13 protein-coding genes are annotated in these 19,479 nt (G+C 46.8%); all 13 read right to left on the bottom strand.

The window, feature by feature from the left end; all coding sequences use genetic code 11:
• Window positions 1–11: 11 nt before the first annotated feature.
• Window positions 12–2,492, bottom strand: a complete 2,481-nt coding sequence (locus BK120_RS02080) for a PBP1A family penicillin-binding protein (protein WP_076265798.1) — start codon at window positions 2,490–2,492, stop codon at window positions 12–14.
• Window positions 2,493–2,644: 152 nt separating this feature from the next.
• Window positions 2,645–2,890 carry an RNA chaperone Hfq gene (gene hfq / locus BK120_RS02075; RefSeq protein WP_076265797.1) on the bottom strand — a complete coding sequence of 82 codons (246 nt, stop codon included), beginning with the start codon at window positions 2,888–2,890 and terminating at the stop codon, window positions 2,645–2,647.
• A 17-nt stretch (window positions 2,891–2,907) separates the two neighbouring features.
• Window positions 2,908–3,921: a tRNA (adenosine(37)-N6)-dimethylallyltransferase MiaA gene (miaA, locus tag BK120_RS02070; protein ID WP_083681509.1), complete on the bottom strand. Its 1,014-nt coding sequence runs from the start codon at window positions 3,919–3,921 to the stop codon at window positions 2,908–2,910.
• Window positions 3,918–4,694, bottom strand: a complete 777-nt coding sequence (locus BK120_RS02065; protein ID WP_076265796.1) for a class I SAM-dependent methyltransferase — start codon at window positions 4,692–4,694, stop codon at window positions 3,918–3,920. Before BK120_RS02065 ends, miaA begins: the two co-directional genes overlap by 4 nt.
• Window positions 4,691–6,772: a DNA mismatch repair endonuclease MutL gene (mutL, locus tag BK120_RS02060; protein ID WP_076265795.1), complete on the bottom strand. Its 2,082-nt coding sequence runs from the start codon at window positions 6,770–6,772 to the stop codon at window positions 4,691–4,693. Before mutL ends, BK120_RS02065 begins: the two co-directional genes overlap by 4 nt.
• Window positions 6,773–6,799: 27 nt before the next feature.
• Window positions 6,800–9,499: a DNA mismatch repair protein MutS gene (gene mutS, locus BK120_RS02055; protein ID WP_076265794.1), complete on the bottom strand. Its 2,700-nt coding sequence runs from the start codon at window positions 9,497–9,499 to the stop codon at window positions 6,800–6,802.
• A gap of 1,837 nt (window positions 9,500–11,336) precedes the next feature.
• Entirely contained in the window at window positions 11,337–12,755 is a 1,419-nt protein-coding gene (locus BK120_RS02045) for a putative amidoligase domain-containing protein (RefSeq protein ID WP_083681507.1), read from the bottom strand.
• 139 nt (window positions 12,756–12,894) lie between these two features.
• Entirely contained in the window at window positions 12,895–13,458 is a 564-nt protein-coding gene (locus BK120_RS02040) for an outer spore coat protein CotE (RefSeq protein WP_076265792.1), read from the bottom strand.
• Window positions 13,459–14,061: 603 nt separating this feature from the next.
• The gene (locus tag BK120_RS02035; protein WP_076265791.1) at window positions 14,062–15,030 is read right to left on the bottom strand and encodes an aromatic acid exporter family protein; all 969 of its coding nucleotides are present in this window, start codon (window positions 15,028–15,030) and stop codon (window positions 14,062–14,064) included.
• 38 nt (window positions 15,031–15,068) lie between these two features.
• Window positions 15,069–15,866 carry an ABC transporter permease gene (locus BK120_RS02030; protein ID WP_076266111.1) on the bottom strand — a complete coding sequence of 266 codons (798 nt, stop codon included), beginning with the start codon at window positions 15,864–15,866 and terminating at the stop codon, window positions 15,069–15,071.
• Between the two features lie 82 nt (window positions 15,867–15,948).
• Window positions 15,949–16,746 (bottom strand): ABC transporter ATP-binding protein, encoded by a 798-nt coding sequence (locus BK120_RS02025; RefSeq protein ID WP_076265790.1) that lies wholly within the window; start codon window positions 16,744–16,746, stop codon window positions 15,949–15,951.
• 27 nt (window positions 16,747–16,773) lie between these two features.
• On the bottom strand, window positions 16,774–17,784 hold the full coding sequence (locus tag BK120_RS02020) for an ABC transporter substrate-binding protein (RefSeq protein WP_076265789.1): 1,011 nt from the start codon (window positions 17,782–17,784) through the stop codon (window positions 16,774–16,776).
• 157 nt (window positions 17,785–17,941) lie between these two features.
• Window positions 17,942–19,456, bottom strand: a complete 1,515-nt coding sequence (locus tag BK120_RS02015) for a carboxypeptidase M32 (protein WP_076265788.1) — start codon at window positions 19,454–19,456, stop codon at window positions 17,942–17,944.
• Window positions 19,457–19,479 lie beyond the last annotated feature (23 nt).

Here is a 19,479-nt window from a genome sequence, read left to right as displayed (position 1 = left end):
CCACCCGTTTCTTACGTATTGCCGCCGGTTTCAGTATTTCCTAGAGCATTGTTGCTGTTGTTTGTATTTGTGCCAGTGTTTGGAGTTGGCGTTGGTGTTGGTTCACCCGTTCCGTTTCCTGATCCTGGCGGTTCAGTTGTTCCTGGATCTGTACCATCAGTTGGAGGCAGCGTCGGTTCTCCATCACCGCCTTCTACTGGAGGTGTGGGCTCCACTCCGCCCGGCTCATCTGGATTCGGCTCCATTGGCACATCCGGATTCACTTCTGTTTCCGGAATGCTGATCTTAACTTTTTGAGATGGAGCACTTTCCAAATCCTGCTCAGCATCATAAGCCACAACATAATATTCATAGGTCATTCCCGGGAATGCACTCATATCATCAACCCCTGTGGAAGTGAGCGAGTCTACGAAGCGGATGAAGTCACTTTCTGAAGCTTCCTTCCGGTAAACTTGATAAGTGACCTTTCCATCCTGATACGGATCCCACGACAATTGAACCTTCATTTCTTCTGGAATAAATACTGCTTTAAAATTTGTTATCGTTGCCGGCGGTTTATTTTCTTTAATGCCTTGCGGTTTCTTAAAGCTTGACTTCGCGACATCCTTCATTGCAGGTTTCATAACCTTGGAGAACATGGAAGCAGCTTGACTACTGCCTGTCTTAAGGATATGTTCCACATTTGTCTTATCGTATCCCATCCATACCGCTGCTGTCCACTCCGGCGTGTAGCCAACAAACCAAGCATCCCGGATACCCGAGCCTTTGTAGCCTGGAATACCATGCTGAGTAGTACCCGTTTTCCCAGCCAATGGACGATCAATTGCTGCTCTTGTACCCGTACCGCCCTTTTGTACGACCGTCTGCATCATCTCGGTCAAATAATAGGCAGTGCTCTCAGACATGAGCTGCTTGGAAGGTGGAGCTTTATATTCGTACTTATAATTATTTTTGCCTTCAATCTTCGAAATCGCATGAGGATCAACAGATTTGCCGCCGTTCGCAAATACGCTATAAGCTGTTGCCATTTGCATAGGCGTTGCACCTTTGGACAAGCCCCCAAGTGCAGCTGTTAAATTACGATCATCTTTCTCAAGCTCGATGCCAAGCTTGCTTGAAAAAGCAAAGCCTTGCTTCAAGCCTACTTGATTCAGCATCCAAACGGAGGCAAGATTTCGAGAATCCTTAATCGCCTGTTGCATCGTTACTGCAGTTGCTCCCCATCTATCCGTTGGGCAATAGCTGCCGTAACATTTCTTGTCATTTGCAAGTACAGTCCATGGATAATACTTGCCCGTTTCAAGAGCAGGCCCATAAGAGATAATCGGTTTGAAAGCTGAACCTGGCTGGCGAGGAACCTCTACCCGGTTAAGTCCCTTTTTCACGTAATCTCTTCCGCCTGTTAAGGCTTGAATCGTGCCATCGCGGTGATCAATAATGATCATTGCGCCTTGCACCTGTTGGTCATCCTTGCTCTTCTCAAAGTTGTCATCATCGTTAAACTGTGTATCCATCGTATCCTGAGCTTGCGGGTTAAGCGACGTATAAATCCGGAAACCGCCGATCCGAAGCTCTTCCTCGGATTTCCCAGTCTTCTCCATCGCTTCTTCAACCACATAATCAATAAATGCTGGATACTTTTCGGTATTTCTTTCTTCATGATTTTTAGGAATTTCATACACGACCGCTTTCGCTTCTTCCATCTCTGCTGCCGTAATCAAGCCTTGATCGTACATAAGCTTAAGCACGACTGCTCTCCTGTTCATCGAATCCTCAGGATGATTGATTGGGTTGTAGCGGTTCGGCGCTTTCGGCATAGCGGCAATAGTAGCAATCTGCCAAAGCTCCAGCTTATCAAGATCAGTGTCAAAATAATACTTGGCTGCTTCCTTAACGCCATGTACTCTCTTGCCAAAAAATATTCTATTCAAATACATCGTTAAGATTTCCTGCTTGGTCATTTTGTGCTCAAGCGCTACCGCAATAGAGGCTTCCGTTGCTTTACGGAAAAACGTCTTATCCGCGGTTAGAAATACGTTTTTGGCAAGCTGCTGGGTAATCGTACTCGCTCCCTCAACAGCGCTGCGTGCGATAACGTCCTTCACAACAGCACGTCCGATAGCAAAAAAATCGATTCCTGAATGTTCATAGAAACGTTGGTCTTCTGTTGCAACAATAGCATCAAGCAATTGCTTTGGAATTTCCGAAAATTCAGCGATCTCACGATTTTCATTTGGATCGGACAATCGTGAAATTTCATTCCCATTCACATCATAAATGATGGATGCTTCACCCATAGTCAGCTTGTTCGCATTTTCAGTTAGAACTCGTTCACCGTTCAGCACGATAAGCAAGTATCCAATCAAGCCGCATACGATGGCGATTATAGCGGTGAAAAATAATCCATAAAACCATTTCTTTCCTGATATCTTCTTTTTCTTCTTTTGTTTAGAAGTTTTAGGTGCAGTTGTTTTGCTTGGTCGTTCAGCCATAGCCGACTCCCCTCCTGTTGTTCAATTGTCTGTCTAATCTAGTTTTACCACAAAATGAAAAGAGCAACCCAGCTTGGAGCGGGGTTGCTCTTGCCTGCCGCTATCTAGTTAAACGAGACACGTTATAAGAAAGTTTCACTAACTGATTAAGCCTATGAATCGGAACTGTTATGATCTTGCTGCATAAGAGAAACATTCCGCTGCGGGGTGAACGTCGAAATAGCATGTTTGTATACCATTTGTTGACGACCTTCGCTGTCGATGATAATCGTAAAATTATCGAACGCTTTAATAACGCCCCGAATTTGGAAGCCATTCATTAAAAAAACCGTAACCGGTATGTTGTCTTTGCGAAGCTGATTCAGGAACGTATCTTGAATATTGATCGATTTGTTCATTGGACGTTACCCCCGTCTTAAAAAGATTGATTAGAAGTATATTCAAGATTAACTTGAAACTTTCCTGCTATTATATCATGAACAGATTGCAAATTGTTGTGAAAATTTTCCCCCATATCAATCCAATGAATGTCTTTCATATGACGGAACCAGGAAAGCTGGCGTTTTGCAAACCTTCTCGTATCTCTTTTCAGTAGCTCTACCGCTGCTTCCAATGAGCATTCTCCCTGTAAATATTGTGCAATCTCTTTGTAGCCAAGACCCTGCATAGCAACCGCTGCAGGCGGCAAATCTCTCTCAAGTAGGCGCCTCACCTCATCTACTAAACCTAGCTTCATCATCTCATCTATCCGCAGCTCTATTCTACGATACAACTCCGCACGGTCCATAGTCAAACCGATGATGCAAAGCTCATATGGAGATACCTTAGTTTGACCCGCCTGCTGATCAGAGAAGGTTTGTCCAGTCATGTGAAAAACTTCCAGCGCACGGATGACGCGGCGCATGTCATTTGGATGCAATCTCTGCCCTGCTTGAGGGTCGATAGCAGCTAAGCGCGCATGCAAAGCTTCTGCGCCAAATTCAGCCGCATAATGCTCTTGCTCTTGCCGGAATGCAGCATCCGAACCAATTTCAGCAAACTGAAACTGATAACAAACGGACTCCACATATAAGCCAGTACCTCCAACGATAAACGGCAGCTTTCCTCGCTCCGATATTTCCGCGATCGCTTTCGTTGCTCCAGCTTGAAAATCAGCAGCGGAATACGCTTCATCCGGCTCACAAATGTCGATAAGGTGATGAGGAATGCCTTCACGCTCTTCAAGTCCGATTTTGGCAGTACCAATATCCATGCCGCGATAAACCTGCATGGAATCGCCCGAGATAATCTCCGCATTCCATGCTTTTGCAATATCTAAGCTCATTCGTGTCTTGCCTACAGCTGTAGGACCAATGAGGACTAGCAAAGGCTGCTTGCGAATCGGAAGCCCTTCTTGATCTAACTGCGTATTGTTTATTTCTTCACTCAAAGCTTTATCACTCCATATGCAATTTTCGAAGTATTCACATGCTTGCGCTCAAATCCGAGTCTTGCAAATTCACCGCTAGCTTGATGCTCCTTTAGAACTACGCTTTTCCTAGCAACACGCTTCGCTTGTTCAATCACTTCATCCGACAAAGCGTCCATATTTGCAATGCCGCGAAGCGGCTCCATCGAGCTGGATTCGTTAATCGGTTTCCGGAACATAGGGTCAAAATAAACGATATCTACACTATTGTCAGGCAATCCTTTTAAGTATTCCAAATGATTCATACACTTCATGTCAATACGTCTCATTGCCTCATTCACATCAGGAAGGCTTGTTTCATAACCAGCTAGACCCTCTCGAACGATAGCGCATAAGATGGGCTCGCTCTCAATAGCGGTAACAGCTCCTTTAGGACCAGAGGCATATGAGAACACAAGGGAATCCGAAGCAAGGCCTGCTGTGCAATCAATAATTTGATCCCCTTCCAAACATCCCGAAAGCTGGATAAGTGGATCAGTTTCACCGCGCCGCAGCCGTTTTACCCGTACATATGCCATGCTGGGGTGAAAATAAAGCGGCGTCTCTGATTGTCCGTCATAATAACGAACCTCTTCTTCGGTTACGACGATTAACTGACTATCATTGCTTAACGATAATAGTTTGTTAACTGTTAAGTTGCCGCGTGTTTTGAGCGAAGCGGCTAGCTCTTCAGAAAGCCGGCTTGCTTGCTCCAAAGCTCGTTCTGAAGGCTTAGCCGTCGTTGTAACAATCAAGACATCACCCGCTTGAACATTTTTTCGAGCTGATAGGTCGATAGATGCACGATGATTGGACGGCCATGCGGACAAGTATAGGGCTGTTTGCAGCTTGCAAGTCTTGTCAAGAGTGTCTCGCCTTCCTCACGGTTCATTCGATCATTTGCTTTAATGGAGGCTTTGCATGCGCACATAATGGCCGCCTTTTCCCTAAGCTTTCCAATATCAATCGTTTTTCGCTCGGAGATGAGCAGTTCTGCCATTTCCTCAAGCAAGGATTGCTCCTCTCCTTGAGGCATCCATTCCGGGTAGGAACGAACGAGAAACGTTTGAGGACCGAAGGACTCCAGCTCCACGCCTGCTTGCGAGAACATAGGAATAAGGTCCTTTAATTGCATCGCTTCTCCTGCTGTAAATTCAAGCGTCAACGGAACAAGCAATTGTTGGCTAGCTGCCTCAGGATTTCCGAATTTTTGAAAGAAATATTCATAATTGATCCGTTCATGCGCAGCATGCTGATCGATTAAATAAAGACCATCCTCTGATTGCGCTACGATGTAGGTGCCGTGGTGCTGTCCAATCCAGTGAAGTTCAGGAAAGGATGGTTGATCCTCAACTGTTTCTTCTTCTGATGGCAGCTCAGCGATCATGGCTTGAACTACTGGCGCCTGCGCCTGATCAAAAGGGTTCTCTTGCGGCACATCCGCCTGGTAAGCTCGAGCCTCAGCGAATTCAAGGGTCACAGCGGCTTCTTGAGCAGCGTTCTGTAACGAATCAGAGTCTAAGGCTGTTTCAAGTGATTTTAGATTAGAATCCGAATCTTGAGATTCTAGATCTATATGCGCAGGAGCTTCACGGACTGTAAAGTTGTCAATAGGAAACGTTGGAGGAGGAGCATATAGCTTCTCTGCCGCATTCCTAGGAACATATTCCCGATCAATAACCGGCGGCTTATAAGGCGTCGATGACGTCTTGTTTGTCGCTGTTGGTTGGTAAGGCTTAAACGATTCCGCCATAGGCTCAGGGCGATGGAAAGAAATCGCGTCTTGAACGAACAACGGTTTTGAACGCTCCAGCTTATTGCTTGATTCTGGGCCGGGTATATGCCGCTGGCGACCTAACACCGCTTTAATCGCATCCTCTATCATCGTACGAAGCTCTGGTTCTTTACTGAACCTTACTTCCATTTTGGATGGATGAACGTTTACGTCGAGCAAGCTTGGATGCATTCCTATTTCTAATATCGCAAGCGGAAAGCGATTGATCGGCAGCAGCGTATGATAAGCCTGCAGCAAAGATTGATTAATCGTATGACTGCGAATGTAACGTCCATTAACGATTGCAGTAATCCCATTTCGATTCGCACGCGTGAGTTCCGGCTTCGAGATATAACCGCTTAGTTCGTAATCTGAAGTTTCTGCTTCGATCTTGAGCATCACCTTCGCCGTATTTGAGCCATAAACGGCCGCAATAACCTGAAGTCGATCGCCGGTTCCTAGCGTACGAAGCAGTACATTTCCGTTATGCTTGAACGTAAATGCAATGCCCGGATGAGCAAGTGCGATGCGGTTAATATAGTCGGAAATATGTCCAAGCTCCGTCTGAATTGCCTTCATATATTTAAGGCGCGCAGGTGTATTGTAAAATAAATCCCGCACGGTCATTTCCGTGCCCTGCGGCGCATTTGCTGGTTCATCTATGGTAACCTTGCCGCCCTCTATCACAATCCGGCGAGCAAGTCCTGTCGACGTTTCCGAAGAGGTGCACTGCAGCCTCGAAACAGCTGCAATACTCGGCAGCGCTTCTCCGCGAAAGCCGAGGCTCGCAATACGGAACAAGTCGCTTGCTGTAGAGATTTTGCTCGTCGCATGTCGCTGAAATGCAGTTACGATATCGGCTGCCTCTATGCCGTAGCCGTTGTCGATGACCTTTATAAGCGATAAGCCGCCCTCTTCAATCATAATATCGACAGTTGTACTGCCAGCGTCTACCGCATTCTCAACAAGCTCTTTGACGACTGAAGCAGGCCGCTCTACCACTTCTCCTGCGGCTATTTGGTTGGCTAGCTGCTCGTCCAATATATTAATTTTTGCCATGACGTTGCTGTTCCCCCTTTCACGAAACTAGTCATTTAATTTCGATTTCATATCGTTAAGCCACTGCATAGCTTGCATTGGCGTCAAATTAAACAAATCGAGCTTGCGCAATTGATCCGCAAGCTGCTCCGCTTTCGGATTCGCTTTCTTCCGCACGGGCTCTGCTTCCACAGCAGCTGCTGGCTCATCAAAAATCGATAGCTGTACCATTGCACTAGTTTCCTTAACTCGCTCATTGCGAGTGCTAGTATTGGAAAACACTGAAGAGTCCTCCGGTACTGGGTAAGTGAAACGATTGCTAGAAACAGCACTTTCATTGCCAGCTGTTGCTTTTGGAGCTTCATGCGCTATTGTCTCATCTAGCAGCTCATACGCTCGTCCAATGATCGATTGCGGCAATCCAGCAAGCTGTGCACAGTAAATTCCGTAGCTAGTGCTTGCGGCACCTGGAATCAGCTTTCGTAGAAACGTTACATTATCGCCGCTTTCCTCAACCGCCATACGTGCGTTAGTCAAAGATGGCAAAGATTCCTCGAGATGCGCCAGCTCATGGAAATGCGTGGATACCAGTGCTTTGCATCCAATATGATGGTGGACGTACTCAATAACCGCTTGTGCGATTGCCATTCCTTCACCCGTTGAGGTGCCTCTGCCCAGCTCATCAATGATAACAAGGCTGTTCGCCGTTGCTTTCTCCGTCATTAGCTGGATATCCTTCATCTCAACCATGAAGGTGCTTTGCCCGCCGATAAGATCGTCAGCCGCACCGATTCGTGTAAAAATGCGATCAATTAACGGAATAACCGCTGACTTAGCAGGAACAAAACAGCCCATCTGAGCCATGATGCAAATGAGTGCGACTTGGCGCATGTATGTGCTTTTACCAGCCATATTAGGCCCTGTGATCAGGAGCATCCACTGCTCGTCCTTATGGAGCGCAGTACCATTAGAAATAAATGGCGTACCATCCATCATCGCCTCTACGACTGGATGTTTTCCATCCTCTATGTGCAGATCATAATTCTCAGTCACGCGCGGACGTGAAAACCGACGTTCAGCACTGACCGTCGCCAGCGATTGGTAAACATCAAGCTCAGCGATAATGGCAGCGGCCTTCTGCAGCCGATGAAGGTGTTGCGATAAATGATCACGCAGCTCGATGAAACGCTCATACTCCAGATCGACCATTTTATCCTCTGCTTCGAGAATCAACCGCTCCTTCTCTTTGAGCTCAGGAGTTACAAATCGCTCTGCATTAGCCAAAGTTTGCTTGCGCTCATATCTGCCTTCAGGCAAGCTTGATAAATTTGCTTTAGAAACTTCTAAGTAATAGCCAAAAATGCGGTTATAGCCGATTTTTAAATTTTTAATGCCTGTTGCCTCGCGCTCTTGACGCTCGAGCTCAGCCAGCCATTTTTTCCCGTTCGTGCTTGCCTCGCGCAGCTGATCCAAATAGTCATCATAGCCAGCTCGGATCAGTCCGCCTTCTCTAATGGTAACTGGAGGATCGTCGACTAACACGGTTTCAATCAGATCAGCTAAATCGGAGCAATTGTCTGTTCCGTCTACAAGTGCTTTGAGGACTTCTGAGCCAGACTGTTCACACAAAGCAGTCAACTGCGGAATGCGGCGAAGCGAGCTGCGAAGTGCATTTAAATCGCGCCCATTTGCGCTGCCAAAAGCTACTCTGCCGACAAGCCGTTCAAGATCGTAAATAGGCTGAAGCTCTGAGCGTATGTCATCTCTCAAAATTAAATTAAGGTATAAGGTCTCCACTGCATCCAAACGAGCTTCAACGGCAGCGCTGTTTAATAACGGTTTGTCGATCCAGCGGCGCAGAAGCCGCGCTCCCATTGACGTTTGTGTACGATCAAGCAGCCATAAAAGCGAGCCCTTCTTGTTGCGATCGCGGACCGTCTCGGTTAGCTCCAAATTTCTACGTGTATAGTGATCCAAAATCATATACTGATTCGGCTCATAGCTCGTTATCGAACGTACATGACCAAGCGAGCGTTTTTGCGTCTCGTCCAAATAACCCGTAAGTACACTTACCGCCAACAGCCGTGCTCCAGATATTTTGGCAAGCTCCTGCTCTCCGAACTGCTCAGCAAGCTTGTTTGCATCCATGGGCTCGCGGGCCGTTAGCAGCAGCTGCTTATTCCACACGGCTGCAGCCTGAACACGATCAAGCAATTCCTTGTCCCCGACCAGCTCCGATGGCTGATAAACATTTATTTCATCAATCAGCGCTTCGACATGCTCTTGGAAAGAGGTTACATAAAGCTCACCTGTCGATAAATCACAAGCCGAAAGCCCGAACAAGCCTTGGGAGCGAACGATCGCAGCAATAAAGTTATTCGTATTTCCGTCAAGCGCCTTCGATTCCATAACGGTACCGGGTGTAATGATCCGAACAATTTCGCGGCGGACAACTCCTTTTGCCGCTGCTGGATCTTCGACCTGCTCGCATATGGCTACCTTGTAGCCTTTGTCCACTAGTCTGCTAATATAATTTTCAGCGGAATGATAGGGTACACCGCACATCGGTATTTTTTGCTCGCCGCCGCCCTCTCGGCCTGTCAGCGTAATTTCCAGCTCGCGCGAAGCGGCTATTGCATCATCAAAAAACATTTCATAAAAATCGCCTAATCGAAAAAATAAAAAAGCGTCTTTCGCCTCTTCTTTTATAGCTAGGTATTGCAAAATCATTGGAGTATATCCAGCCATTCCGATCCTCCTCAAAAACGTAGGCAGCATGCTGCTCCGTATATGTTCAAATAATTAATATCGTTAATTACATGCGTGCGATGATTTAATCCTTTTGCGCCCATGCAGTAAACAGTAGATATTCATTATAACAAGCGGAACAGATGTGCGCCATAAGTGAAACGGCTTGTGGGTGGTTTTGTTTGTTTTGTGGGGTTACGGGGTTGGTGGGGGTTGTGGGGGTTAACTGCTGGAACTATTTAAAAGTGAGACTTCATGGGAGCGGGGTTTGTTGATGGTTACTAGTAGCATTGTATTTGTTAGCTGACTTCGGAGCGGAATGATAAAAATTTGTAACTGTATAGAGATGAGGTAACTTATGAGGTGGGAGAAAGGAGTAGGTTTAACGGACACTAGATACGCTATTATGCTCATTTTGCCTTTATACGCATTACTAACGGACATAGAAGCCCTTGTTTAGCTCTGTGAGCTAGTTTATAGTTCCCTTTTGCTCAAATAGCGGAATGTATGTCCGTTAGGTTCAAATATGTGCCCGGTTCTTCAAAATAACGGATAATATGTCCGTTAGGTGGTGTGTGGTGACTTTTGCGATGAGCTAACGGACATCAGATCCGTTATTATGCTCATTTTGCCTGTTTACACTTTACTAACGGACATAGAATCCCTTATTTGGCTCCTGGAGCTAGTTTTTTGCTCTCTTTTGCGCAAATAGCGGAATGTATGTCCGTTAGATTCAAATTTGTGCTCGATTCTCCAAAATAGCGGATCGTATGTCCGTAAAAGGTGTGAGGTAGCTTGGCAGAAAGGTTAACGGACATCAGATACGCAATTATGCTCAATTTGGCTGTTTACACATTACTAACGGACATCAGATCCGTTATTATGCTCATTTTGCCTGTTTACGCTTTGCTAACGGACATAGAATCCCTTATTTGGCTCCATGAGCTAGTTTTTAGCTCTCTTTTGCGCAAATAGCGGAATATATGTCCGTTAGGCTCAAATATGTGCTTGATTATCGAAATTAGCGGATCGTATGTCCGTTAGGAGGTTTGCGGTGACTTTTGCGATGAGCTAACGGACGTCAGATACGCTATTATGCTCATTTTGCCAGTTTACGCATTACTAACGGACATAGAAGCCCTTATTTGACTCCATTAGTCCGTTTTTAGCTCACTTTTGCTCAACTAGCGGAATGTATGTCTGTTAGAAGGTTTGAGGTGACTTTTGCGATGAGCTAACGGACATCAGATACGCTATTATGCTCATTTTGCCTGTTTACGCATTGCTAACGGACATAGAATCCCTTATTTGGCTCCATGAGCTAGTTTTTAGCTCACTCTTGCACAAATAGCGGAATGTATGTCCGTTAGGTTTAAATATGTGCTTGATTATCGAAATTAGCGGATCGTATGTCCTTAAGAGGTGTGAGGTATCTTGGCAGAAAGGTTAACGGACATCAGATCCGTTATTATGCTCATTTTGCCTGTTTACGCATTGCTAACGGACATAGAATCCCTTATTTGGCTCCTGGAGCTAGTTTTTTGCTCCCTTTTGCTCAAATAGCGGAATGTATGTCCGTTAGATTCAAATTTGTGCTCGATTCTCCAAAATAGCGGATCGTATGTCCGTTAGGAACATACCAATGTTATCGCAAGCCGACACATTCGCTCCATATTCTGTTCAATATGGAGCTCAACTCCCCTTTCGCACCTCTTCTTGTAGTAACAGTAAATAACACATAATAAAAGACAAGTGCAGCGTGTACCGACGAGTTAATTAACACACTCAGAAGCAACAACTCAAACTAAAGCGACTTATAGATGCAACTTCACTACGTCTACCTTCTTAATCGCAGTCTCCATTTGACACGTATATCTGTGCTTTCATCCCAGGTCTTGCCTTTTCTTGCGGCATCAAACAATGGCTCGATGTATGGTGCGAGCTCAGAGTAGCTTGCTGTAGCCGTGAGTGCTGAAACGAGGCCATCCAAGCAGAACGCTAGTTCTGCGCGATCGCCGGAATAATATGCTGCTACATAACGCTCCTGTAGGGACGGCATGTAGGATAGATTTTGTTCTTCGCGGGCGCATATAAGCGCGAGCGCGAAGGAGGCTTTGGCTGCCGCAGGCGATACAAGCCAGCTCGGCAGCGTGCGGTATTCGAACCCGCCATGCGGCTGCAGACGGAAGTCTCCAAGGGTTCCATACCTTGGACGGCGGGCCCGCCCTGCGGGGTCCTCGACAAGTGCGAGCGGGAATGCCGCGTAGCTGTCCAGCAAGCGGAGCAAGCGACTCGTCAGCGGCGCTCCGCTAAGATGAATGTGCCCGCCGAGCGCAAGCCCCGGCACGGGCATAGCTCCAGCGGCCCAGCGCAGCGCCGGGTCGCTGATGCGATCGGCGGCGCGCAGCAGCAGCCGCCGCACATTCGCGGCAAGCGCGGCCGGGCTATCGGCCGGCTCGGGCCGCAGCTCGGCGACGGGATACAGCAGCCGTCGCCCTACGAGCAAGGCGTCGGCACCGGCTGCCCCGCCGACGCCAGCTCCAAAAAACCGTGACGCCGACGCGATCTTCCCCGCTGGCGTCACAAGCACAAACTCCGGATCGGCGCCAATAAGCAGCTGCCGATCCACAGTCTCCGCTCTCGCCGCGGCATGCCACGCGGCGAATCGCCTTAGCGAAGCAGCCTCCAGCCTCGTGTCCCTCAGCTTCGGCCAAGCATCACGGACGGCTGTTCGCCCGTCCCCGCCAAGCCACACCTCGGCCTCGCCAATATCGAGGCCAAGTGCATATAGTGCCGCTACAGCGGTACGCGCCACTCTTCGCAGCGCTGGATCATCAGGCCAACCGCCGCTGAGTGGCAGCAATGTCTTATACGGCATCACTTTCCCCGATGCATCAATTCGCAGCATTTCGACGGGCTCCAAATGGACGACGCTGATGCGGTACAATCGTTCACTCTGAATAGCAGGACCGCCGCACAAGCCAGCTCGGCGCCAAATGCGCTGTTTCTCCGAATCAAGCAGATTTGTGGCAATTTGACCGTTGACATTAAGAATCCACTTCCCTGTGAAACGGCTGCAATCGATTGTGCGGGCGTCTGACCATGCGAGCACAGCATCCCCTGCTCTCACTGCTGACCAGTGCTCGGCATGCAGCGGCTGCCCATTGCGCTCGCCTGAGGTATGCTGCTCGTTGGCATCGTATGTAATTTTCTCCAGCCGATCGTAGCTGCCCCGCCATATCCACGTCGAAGCCATTGCTTTCCCGCCTTTAAACTAGGGATGTATACATAAATTTTCGCTTTTTTTATAATTTCAAAAAAAAAGAGGGCTTTCGCCCTCGAATTTGCCGCTCGCGCAGCATATGATACCTTGACAGCAAAGCTTCCCGGCTTGCTTACAACTCATCGTCCAGCAGATCTGGATCCAAATCCTCATAATCATTATCGCCGAGGCTGAACTCCAAATCCTTGCCGTCCAGGTCGTCGCAACCGCCTGGAAGAACCGCTACACAAACCTTAGTCTCGGCGACTAGCTCTACCGAAAACTCACGCTCTACACGAATCACGACGCCTGAACCATTCGAAGAAATATTCGCTTCGATACAGTTTGGCTCCTGAACTACCTCGGCTGACACTTCCACCGTAGAAGGCCGATGTTTCGGGTCTACATAGGATAGATTGACATGCTCGACGTAATGCACGGATTCCTTAGCTACGTCTGTTTGCGAGTTTTTGCTGTACGAATACCAAATGTTGATATCGTAAGTACCAATTACCTCAATGCCGTCGCCCGAACGAACCGCTTCATACTGATGGTTGATGATCCATGCTCCCAGAATACTGGTTGGATTATGAGGCGGCGTTACGGTATGGGTTACAGTGGAAAACTTACGACCTTTGCCGCAGACAGCTTTCGTAATTATTTCTCTGTATTGTAGCTGTTTATCTGCAATAGTCATTGATTTAACCTCCTCCATACAATCATTCATTTAAAGTGTATGCAGGACATTCGTCTAGGGTGACTGTTTATTTTCTCGAAATATAAGATTATATAAGTTTTATACTTATAGCGATCCATATAGATCACTGCGGAACGGATGCTAGAGCCGCCTGACGCCCGGAAATAGCCGTTACGCTTGAAATATAAGAATACATAAGTGCCACACTTATAACGATGCTTATATTTCTCAGCTAAACGTATGCTGTGCCGAAATGGCTTGCAGAACTGCTTGCGATTGATATGCATGCGATTATAGCTTTTATCTCTACAATCACGCTCGCATATGTGCGCAAAACGATAGTTAGGTTTGCCAATGTCGCCACAGCCGTTTACGCTAGAAATTCAAGCGGTTATAGCTTAAAACCTATAAGCCACTCGTATTTCAACGTGATACGATAGCTATGTCTACGAATGCCGCCACAGCCGCATACGCCAGAAATTCATGCAATTACATTATTACGCCATAATCGCATTTGAATTTCTAGGCGGTACAATAGCTATGTCTACGAATGTCGCCACAGCTATTTACGCTTGCCTCGCAACGAATTTTTCCCTTTACATTCTATGGTCGAAGTTCGGACGTCATGACTTTTCTTTTTTTTAATCGCTTCGCGATGCCTAAATACCGTTCAAGTTCTCTTAAAAGCATGAGCAGCGAAGCGCGAACCTCGAACTCGTCTCTTGTTTTTGGCAGCTCCATCGCTTGAAATAATCGAGACAGCTCTAGCAGCCGCTCTCCAACGCTGCCTTTATAAACATCTGATTTCACATCGCTAGACAGCTGATCAAACAAATCTGCGATCATAATCGCTTGAGGAAACTTTTCATATACGAAAGCAAGCTTAACCATCATTTGCTGGATGGATTCGAGCTGCTGACGTCTCATTTCAAAATAAGTGGACCAATATTGCTCTTGGCCCCAAAGCCGATTTTCGCGATTGCGAACGGAGCGCTGGGCTCCTTCCTCAATCGCGTTATAGGCTTCCAAAATTTCGCCGCCATTCCATATATGCGATGGATCGCGCAGCGTCAGCGACATTTCTTGAAAGATGACGGCAAAGTTTTGCTCAATTGAAGAACGAAAGAAGCTAAGTTGATGCTCATCCTTAGGCATATAAATGATGTTCACGATGGTTGCCCATCCCAAACCTGCAAATAAGAGCATAATTTCGTTTCCAATAATGTCGGTTGTCACCTCTGCCCGATTGAAAAGGTGGAATACGATAACCGAGCTTGTAACGATGCCATCCTTCAATTGGAAGCGCGACAATATTGGAAAAGTAATGAGAATGAATATAGCAACTGCCCAAATGTGAAAACCAAATACAGTAAAGATAAGCGAAGCAAAAAAAAGTCCGAGCACAGAAGCGATAAATCGCACAAATGCGCTCTTAATCCCTTTCATCCTCGTCACTTCAACGCCAAGTATGGCAAGAATGCCGGCGCCAAGCGGCGGCTCCAATCCGAGATAGACTGCGGTATAAATGGCTGCAATGGCGGCCAACGCCGTTTTAATAATACGAATGCCCATGAAATAACCTCGCGTTAAGTAGGATTTATTTCTACATCCTACCGCTCGCGCCAACCCTCAGTCAACTTTCTCTCCAGCATTGCAACTAATTGATACATAACCGTAGCGACTACAGCAATCACAATTAAGCTTGATAGCACTAGTGTGAAATTGAAGACTTGGAAGCCATATATGATTAAATAACCTAAACCTAGCTTTGCCACGAGAAACTCACCAACGATGACGCCGATCCACGCTAGCCCGACATTAACTTTCAACGTTGAAATAATGACAGGAAAGGAACCCGGCAAAATGACTAGCTTGAATAATTGCAGTCTAGAAGCACCAAACAGCCTTACGACCTTAATATAACCGGTGTCAATCTCACGAAATCGATTATAAATGTTCAAAATCGTAATAATGACAGTGATCGATAGCGTAATGGCAACGATCGACATAAAGCCTGGTCCAAGCCCAACGATAAAAATAGGTCCAAGCGCCACTTTTGGCATACTATTGAGTACGACCAAATAAGGATCGAATACACGAGATAGAAATGGGAACCACCATAGCAATGCGGCAATCGCAGTGCCTAAAATCGTACCGAGCAAGAAACCTACGACGGTTTCTGTCACGGTCATGCCAACATGGGGCCATATGGAGCCGTCCACCATCGTCTTCCAAAGCTGTAGAAACATCTTAGAGGGATAGCTGAACAGCAAGGGATCAATCCAATTTTTGCGCCCAGCTGCTTCCCATAGACCAATAAACAGGAGCAGCAGCACAAACTGTGTTGTGATGACCGCAGCTGTAATACGCCGTTTGTGTTCTTTGAACCGAGTGTGCAGCTCGCCCATCCAAGTCAGGCGATCCTCTTGAATACCCGATACAGCAGCTTTACCTGTTTTGTCCTTATACAATATATCCCGCCCGCTTCGTTCATCCACCATTTCCACCCCCTTCCATGTCGTCCTCATCAAGCTCCTCCCATAAGCGATCAAACAATTGTTGAAAGTCTGGGAGCTTGCGAGCCGCCATCGGGGTTGCTTGACGAATCTCTTCCGGTATTTCCACTTCACATCGAATATGTCCGGGGTTTCTGCCTAGCACGATAACACGGTCACTCATTGCAGCAGCTTCTGCCAGATCATGTGTGACAAGAACCGCTGTTTTGCCAAGTCTCTTCAAAGTCTGATGAACCAAGTCCTCGAGTTGGAGCTTGATATGAAGATCAAGTGCTGAGAAAGGCTCATCGAGCAGAAGCACTTCCGGCTCTGTAGCTAAAGTTCTTGCAAGTGCGACTCGCTGCCTCATCCCGCCTGATAGCTCATGAGGGTATTTGCGCCCGGATTCCGGCAGTCCAAGCTCAACTAACAGCTCATCTACCGCTTGAAGCGCCTTTTCTGATTTGCGTCCGCTTATTTCAAGTCCAATTGCGGCATTTTCTTTGATAGAACGCCATGGAAATAAATAATCTTGCTGCAGCATGTAGCCTACCTTGGGCGAAGGTCCCACAACCCGCTCACCATTTAGCAGTACTTGCCCCTTAGTCGGTGGAAACAAGCCGGCTAACAGACTAAGCACCGTCGTCTTGCCGCAGCCGCTAGGACCAACCAAGCTGATAAACTCCCCGCGGTTAACTGTCAGCTCAATTTGTTCGACCGCGAGGGAGGCTCCTTTTTCATTCACATATACATGTGATAATTGCTGCAGCTCAAGCACGGGTACATCCATCATGCCTAAGCCTCCATTTCATGCCGGCAGTTATTTCACTGCTTCAATTGCTTTTTCGGCAAAGCTAGTATCTACAATTTCACTATGCTCGGTACGCTTCTGAAGTTCTCCCGCGCTCGTAATAACGTCAAGAAGGTTGTTCCATTCCCCTTCATCAATGATCGGATCTGTAGCGAAGGAGCCTTGTTTTTTGTAACGGTCAATGGAGCTGATAAGAATATCGCGATCCACATTTTCAAAATATGGCAGCACAACTTCGGCAATTGCTTCTGCATTGTTGTCCTGAACCCAGAGCTGCGCTTTATGAACTGCGTTCGTGAACGATTGAATAGCTTTTTTGTTTTTGTTGATATAGCTTTTCTTAGCCATAAACACCGTGTAAGGAAGGTGACCGCTTTCCTCACCGAACGACGCTACCACATGCCCCTTGCCTTCCTTCTCAAAAATCGAGGCTGTCGGTTCAAATAGCTGGACATAATCGCCAGTACCCGATGCGAAGGCTGCAGGTATGTTTGCAAAATCAACGTTTTGAATCAGCTCCAAATCCGCTTTCGGATCGATGCCAAGCTTCTTTAACGCAAACTCCCCCGCCATCTGCGGCATTCCGCCTTTTCTTTGGCCAAGGAATACTTTTCCTTTTAAATTATTCCAATCGAAGTTTGCATCAGCCTCTCTAGCTACAAGGAAAGTACCATCGGTTTGAGTCAATTGGGCAAAGTTAATAATCGGATCATCCGTCCCCTGCTGATACACATAAATGGAAGTTTCCGATCCAACCAATGCAACGTCGATCGCATTCGAGAGCAATGCCGTCATCGTTTTGTCACCGCCCGGTGTAGTCGTTAATTCCACATCGAGCCCTTCCTCTTTAAAGAAGCCTTTCGCGACAGCTACGTATTCTGGTGCATAAAATAATGAGCGCGTTACTTCGCCGATACGAATCTTCACATTGCCTGAATCGCCTTTACCGCATCCAGCAAGTACACTTGTCATGACTAGCACTGAGGCGAGCAGCATCGTCAATACCATTCGTTTTTTCATTTTTGAGTCCCTTCTGCAACTATGCGTTTAATAAATGTACTTCAGCCTATGCGCTTTAGCGAAGGGCGGTGAATACATGCACAAAAAGAAGGCTGCCCTTTATCGTCATTGGACGATTGGACAGCCTTCTCATCTTGTTATTAAATTTAGCTGCTTATTACAGCTTGTAGATGTCAGTATATTTTTTCGTTAAATAAGCAACCAAATGCTGTGGATCAAGCGGTTTGCCAGTAACGCTCTGGATAAGCTCAGATGGCGTTCTCAGCTTGCCGTATTTGTAAATGCGCTCGCTAAGCCATTGCTTAATCGGCAGTAAATTCCCTTTTTCTACACTGCCCCAGAAACCTTGCAGATCACGCTCCATCGTATCTGCGATTTGTGCTGCATACATATTGCCAAGTGAATAGGAAGGGAAATAACCAAAAGCTCCACCTGACCAGTGAACATCTTGGAGAACGCCTTCTGCATCATTTTGCGGAGTCACGCCTAAATACTCTTTGTATTTTTCATTCCAGATAGCTGGGAGATCTGCAGCTTTCGCACCGCCATTAAATATAAGCTTCTCAATCTCATAGCGGATAATGATATGCAGATTATAAGTCAGCTCATCGGCTTCTATTCTAACTAACGATGGCTGCACAACATTATTCCCACGATAAAATTGATCAACGCTCACATCAAGCTGACCAGGAAACCGTTGTTGAAGCTCGCCGAAATAACGATTCCAGAAAGGTCTGCTCCGGCCAATAACATTTTCCCAGAAGCGGGATTGCGATTCGTGAATGCCCATGGAAGTTCCGGTGCAAAGCGTTGTGCCGATAAGCTCTTCCATAATATTTTGCTCATACAGCGCATGACCGCCTTCATGAATTGTACCGAACAATGCGCTTGTTACATCGTCCTCCAAATATCTTGTCGTAATTCGAACATCTCCGGGATTAAGTCCTGTAGCGAATGGATGAGCGCTCTCATCGAGCCTGCCTGCTTCAAAGTTGTAGCCCATTTGCTCCAATATGTATAGACTAAATGCTTTTTGAGACGATTTATCATAGTTTTGCTTCAGAAATGAAGTATCTGGCTGATGCGGCGAGTTTGCGATCGCTGCTGCTAGTGGTACGAGCTGCTCGCGTAAACCGCCAAACACTCGGTCAAGTTCAGCAACGGTCATGCCCGGTTCATATTGATCGAGAAGCGTATCATAACGAGTCTCTTTCGGTCCCCAAAGATCAATAAATTGATTCGTATAGGAAATGACCTTCTCCAAATAGGGCTGGAAGCTTGCATAATCATTGTTTTCCTTCGCTTCTTCCCATTTGCTTTCGGATTGCGAGGATAACACCACATATTCTTGATAGAGCTTCGGTGGTATTTTGATGCTGCGATCATACTCCTTGCGAGTTTCCGCAACTAAACGCTGATCGATTTCACTGAGCTCTGAGTATACTGAACGATCCTCCAGTATGGACAGATTTTCTCCTAGTTCAGGTGATGTTGCCAGCTTAAAATGGTCGCCGGATAACGCGCCAATGACCTCTGAGCGATTATCCATTCCTTTGCGCGGAGCGCCTGTGCGCAAATCCCAATATAGAACCCCGAGTGCTTCCTCATAGCTCGAAATTTTGCGAATGGTTTCTCTGAAACTTTGCAGAGCTTCCGTATGTTTTGTAGACATCATTGTTCCACCTTCCTGCTTCG

The organism is Paenibacillus sp. FSL A5-0031 (genome assembly GCF_001956295.1).
Taxonomy (GTDB): Bacteria; Bacillota; Bacilli; order Paenibacillales; family Paenibacillaceae; genus Pristimantibacillus.
The sequence above is the reverse complement of the archived record's forward strand: the minus strand, read 5'-3'. Positions and strand labels throughout refer to the sequence as shown.